6 protein-coding genes are annotated in these 4,439 nt (G+C 63.5%); 1 reads left to right on the forward strand and 5 read right to left on the reverse strand.

Annotated features, from left to right (window positions below; all coding sequences use genetic code 11):
* From EOA24_RS28615 to EOA24_RS28630, 4 genes are all read right to left on the reverse strand, one after another.
* Window positions 1-677, reverse strand: a 677-nt coding sequence (locus EOA24_RS28615) for a rhomboid family intramembrane serine protease (protein ID WP_133374654.1), incomplete at its 3' end; no start/stop codon positions are given.
* Between the two features lie 21 nt (window positions 678-698).
* On the reverse strand, window positions 699-1,280 hold the full coding sequence (locus EOA24_RS28620; RefSeq protein ID WP_126081057.1) for a cob(I)yrinic acid a,c-diamide adenosyltransferase: 582 nt from the start codon (window positions 1,278-1,280) through the stop codon (window positions 699-701).
* A gap of 18 nt (window positions 1,281-1,298) precedes the next feature.
* Complete coding sequence (locus tag EOA24_RS28625) at window positions 1,299-1,490, reverse strand: twin transmembrane helix small protein (protein WP_042641360.1); 192 nt, start codon at window positions 1,488-1,490, stop codon at window positions 1,299-1,301.
* Between the two features lie 25 nt (window positions 1,491-1,515).
* Window positions 1,516-2,382 (reverse strand): SDR family oxidoreductase, encoded by an 867-nt coding sequence (locus EOA24_RS28630; protein WP_126081058.1) that lies wholly within the window; start codon window positions 2,380-2,382, stop codon window positions 1,516-1,518.
* A gap of 58 nt (window positions 2,383-2,440) precedes the next feature.
* On the opposite strand from EOA24_RS28630, the gene EOA24_RS28635 reads away from it, so the two are divergent.
* Window positions 2,441-3,292, forward strand: a complete 852-nt coding sequence (locus tag EOA24_RS28635) for a YihY/virulence factor BrkB family protein (protein WP_126081059.1) — start codon at window positions 2,441-2,443, stop codon at window positions 3,290-3,292.
* 118 nt (window positions 3,293-3,410) lie between these two features.
* On the opposite strand, the gene EOA24_RS28640 is transcribed toward EOA24_RS28635, so the two are convergent.
* Window positions 3,411-4,313 carry a DMT family transporter gene (locus EOA24_RS28640; RefSeq protein ID WP_126081060.1) on the reverse strand — a complete coding sequence of 301 codons (903 nt, stop codon included), beginning with the start codon at window positions 4,311-4,313 and terminating at the stop codon, window positions 3,411-3,413.
* Window positions 4,314-4,439 lie beyond the last annotated feature (126 nt).

The raw sequence follows: 4,439 nt of genomic DNA on the forward strand, positions 1-4,439 counted from the left end.
CCGGCCAGCAGCGGCACGCCGCGGCTGCGCAGCACCAGCACCAGCACGAATCCGGCGAGGATGCCGCCGATATGGCAGGCCCAGGAAATCCGGTCCTCTCCGCCGGCGGCGAACATCACGATCTGGAACAGGATCCAGAGGATCAGCGGGATGAAGGCCGGAATGCGCAAGGGGATGCGGGCAAAGGCCAGCACCCAGACTTTCACGCGAGGGTAGAGAATCAGATAGGCGGTGACGACGCCGGCAATGGCGCCGGACGCGCCGATCAGCGGCACCTGCGAATCCCAGGCCACCAGCCCCTGGAAGAAAGCGCCGGCGACAGCACAGGCCAAGTAGAAGATTAGGTAGCGTATGTGGCCGAGCGCATCCTCGACATTGTCGCCGAACACCCACAGGAACAGCATGTTGCCGCCTAGATGGAAAATGTCGGCGTGCAGGAAGGAATAGGTGAGATAGCTGAGGCTTTCGGGTATGACGACGAATTCAGGCGACAGCTCGACCTTGTGGTGGACCACCGAGGGAATGAAGCCGAGGCCGAGAACCGCGGCATTGGTGAAGTTCTCACCGCCAAGCGTGGTCGCCAGATAGACCAGCGCATTCACCACCATCAGACCGATCGTCACATATTGCAGACGGATGTGGCGCAGCCTGTTGGTGTCGTAAAGCGGGATGAACATCGGACCCTCCCGCCCCTGGATTCAGCGGTTCTTGCCGGGAACCCATAGCACGTCGGCCTTTCCATTGTCATTGACCGCACGGGCGGCAACGAACAGGAAATCCGAGACGCGGTTGACGTATTTGAGCGCCTCGCGGTTGACATGCTCGGTCGGATCCTGGGCCAGCGCCACCATCAGGCGCTCGGCCCTGCGCGCCACGGTGCGGGCCAGATGGAGCGCGGCCGCGGCCGGCGTGCCGCCGTTCAGCACGAAGGATTTCAGCGGCTGCAGGTCCTTGTTGAGGAGGTCGATGTCCTGTTCGACGCGGCCGGTCTGGGCGGCGACGATACGCAGCGGCTCGTATTCCAGGGGCTTGCCGCCGTCGGGCACGGCGAGGTCGGCTCCCAGATCGAACAGATCGTTCTGAATGCGCGACAGCATGGCCTCGATCGCGGGATGTTGGCCGGCGGTATGGATGCGGGCCATGCCGATGCAGGCATTGGCCTCGTCGACCGTGCCATAGGCGTCGACGCGCAGGTCGGATTTCAGCCGCCGCTCGCCGGTGCCGAGCCCGGTGGTGCCGTCATCGCCGGTGCGGGTGTAGATCTTGTTGAGCTTGACCATAACGTCCCCAAAAGACCTCTATTTGCGCGTGAAATAGACCACCAGCAACAGCAGCGCCAACGCCACGGCCTGCAGCATCACACGGGCTTGCATCAGCTTGTTCGAGGTGACGCCGGAGCCGCCGCGCATCATGTTGATCAGGCCGCGAACCAGCACGATCAGCACGGCCGCCATCGCGATGACGGCGAGAATCTTCAAGACGATGACCATCTGGCTGGCTCCGGTTCAGTTTCGGTCAGGCGCGCCTGGCGAGCACGCGGTACAGCATTGACGCCGGCAGGATGCGTTTGAGTGCCGCGCCGATCCTGGCCGGCACCGTTACCACATAGTGCGGGCGCGGGCGCTGTGACAGAAGCGCGTGGCGGAGCGCGTTGTGCACGACCTCCGGCCCGGGCTTCAGCTTCGACACGCTGCCGCCGGCCTGGAGCCGGGCGAGCTGCGCCTGATAATCCGCGCGGTGGACGGACTTTTCGACATCGATGTTCTTCAGGAACCAGGGCAGGCCATTGCTGGCGATCTTCGACGTCACCGGTCCCGGTTCGATGAGGGAAAGGTGGATGCCGCTGCCGTCGAGTTCCTGGCGCATGCACAGCATCAGGCCTTCGATGGCGTGCTTGGATGCCGAATAGGCGCCGCGGAAGCGGACAGGCGCCAGTCCGAGGATCGAGGAGCAATGGACGAGACGGCCGTGCCCCTGGCGACGCATGACCGGCATGACGCGCCGGGTGAGATCATGCCAGCCGAAGAAATTGGCCTCGAACTGCTCGCGCAGCGCTGCGACCGGCAGGTCCTCGACGGCGCCGGGCTGAGCGTAGGCGCCGTTGTTGAACAGCGCGTCCAGCGTGCCGCCGGTGCGTTCAAGCACCGCCTCGACCAGCGCGGCGATGGATTCCGGCTCACGATAATCGAGATAGAAGGCCTCCAGGCCGTCGGCCTCGAGCACGGCTATGTCGGCCGGCTTGCGCGCCGTTGCGAAGACCCGCCAGCCCTCCGCCTTCAGCGCCCGCGCGCAATACGCGCCGATGCCGGAGGAGGCCCCGGTGACGATGACGGTGCGCAATTCTTTCGCGACGGTGGACGTTGTCTGACCTGGGGTTGCCATTTGCTGCAATCACTTCCCATATTCGCGGCGTCGACACAATCGAGCGGAGCGCGGGTCCTTGCTCAGGAATATCGTCGCCGTCAAGCGCGTGCTCTACGATGCGATCGGCCATTTCAACAATGACGACGGCTGGGCGATGGCCAGCCATCTCGCCATCACCTCGCTGATGGCGTTGTTTCCGTTCCTGATCTTCGCCACGACACTGGCCAGCTTCCTCGGCGCGCAGGCGTTCTCGGACACGGCGGTGCATCTCGTCTTCGACACCTGGCCGGAGCAGATCGCCAAGCCGATCGCGCGCGAGGTGCAGAACGTTCTCACCGTCAGGCGAACCGACCTTTTGACCTACGGCGTCGTGCTTGCCGCCTATTTCGCGTCGAACGGCATCGAGGCGCTGCGCACCTCGCTCAACCGGGCCTATCGTGTCACCGAAACGCGCGGCATCATCCACCGCAGGGTGCAAAGCATCATTTTCGTGCTGATCGCCACGGCCTGTTTCCTGGCCGTCAGCGTGCTTCTGGTGTTCGCCCCTCTGCTGGCCAGGCTGGCGGAGGCGCATCTCGAATGGATCAAGCCCTATATGGGCACCATCACGCTGTGGCGTTACGTCGTCGCCTCCACCGTCATCGTCATCGGGCTGTTCTCGGTGCATATCTGGCTGCCGGCCGGCAAGCGCCGCTTTGTCTCGATCATACCGGGCATCGTCTTCACGCTGATCGCCTGGCTCGCCGGCTCGACCATCTTCGCCACCTATCTCGATCATTTCTCGTCCTACGTGACGACCTATGCGGGGCTCGCCTCGATCATGATCGCGGTGGTTTTCCTCTACATCATCTCGGCGATCTTCATCCTCGGCGGCGAGCTCAACGCCGCCATCAGCCGCTATCTGGAGGCGCGTGCGCGCGTCGGGTGAGTTGCGTCGGTAGAGGAATTGAAGAAATGAAGAATTGAGGAATTGAAGAAAAAGCGATCCGGCGCTGCCGGCTTCTTCTTCAGTTCTTCAGTTCTTCAGTTCCTCAGTTCTCCGTTCTTCAATTCTTCAATTCCTCAATTCCCCTTCCCTTCCCTTGCCTGCCCGCCGTCGCCAGGCCTACGCCAAGGGTCGCGATCGCCATGCCGGCGATCTGCAGCAGATTGAGCTGCTCGTCGAAAAGCATCCAGGCGATGACCGCGGTCACGGCGGGCACGAGGTAGAACAGCGAAGCGACCTTCGACATCTCGCCGTCCCTGATCATCACCATCAACAGGAAGATGGCGCCGACCGACAGCACCAGGACCAGCCAGGCCATGGCAAAGATCAGCTCGCCATTGACGGTGACGGCGCGCGTCTCGAAGGCGAGCGAGCCCAGGATCATCACGGCGGAGCCGCCGACATACTGCCACATCGTCGCCGACACCAGGTCGCCGCCGGAAGCATAGCGTTTCTGCCAGATGGTGCCGGCGCTCATGCCAAGCACCGAGACGAGCGAGGCGGTCAATGTTGCCGCGGTCACGCCGCCGCCGACCGCTCCGAGCTTCGGCCACAGCACAATGACGACGCCCACAAGCCCGACAGCGAGCCCGGCCCAATGGCGGGGCAGGATCGCCTCGCCGAGGAATCTGCCGGCGAGCACGGCGGTGATCAGCGGCTGCAGGCCGACGATCAATGCCGAAAACCCTGCCGGCATGCCCCGGTGGATCGCCCAGAAGACGGCGCCGAGATAGACGCCATGCATGAGGACGCCGGCCATCGTCGCATGCAACGCCTCGTCGCGCGTCGCCGTGCGCGAGCCAAGCAGCACGGCGAGGCCGGCAAACAGGATCGCCGCTATGACGAAGCGGATGGCAAGGAACGTAAAGGGCTCGGCCCAGGGCATGGCGTAGCGCGCGCCGATGAAGCCTGTCGCCCACAGAACGACGAAGGAGGCGGGAATGAGCCGCTTGATGCTCTGCATGGGTGGGAGGCTGCCGGGGTGAACGGTTGATGACGGCAATTGCTCTAATGCCGTTCAATCCGGCAAGCAAAACGAAACGGTTGATCCATAAGCTAAGTCGAATTCAACAAACCGTGCCAAGAGGGG

Source organism: Mesorhizobium sp. M2A.F.Ca.ET.039.01.1.1, assembly GCF_003998035.1.
Taxonomy (GTDB): domain Bacteria; phylum Pseudomonadota; class Alphaproteobacteria; order Rhizobiales; family Rhizobiaceae; genus Mesorhizobium.

Bases quoted from the DNA above. Each gene is read 5' to 3' on its own strand.
- EOA24_RS28620 (WP_126081057.1), bottom strand. From the start codon at position 1,280: ATGGTCAAGCTCAACAAGATCTACACCCGCACCGGCGATGACGGCACC.
- EOA24_RS28640 (WP_126081060.1), bottom strand. From the start codon at position 4,313: ATGCAGAGCATCAAGCGGCTCATTCCCGCCTCCTTCGTCGTTCTGTGG.
- EOA24_RS28630 (WP_126081058.1), bottom strand. From the start codon at position 2,382: ATGGCAACCCCAGGTCAGACAACGTCCACCGTCGCGAAAGAATTGCGC.
- EOA24_RS28625 (WP_042641360.1), bottom strand. From the start codon at position 1,490: ATGGTCATCGTCTTGAAGATTCTCGCCGTCATCGCGATGGCGGCCGTG.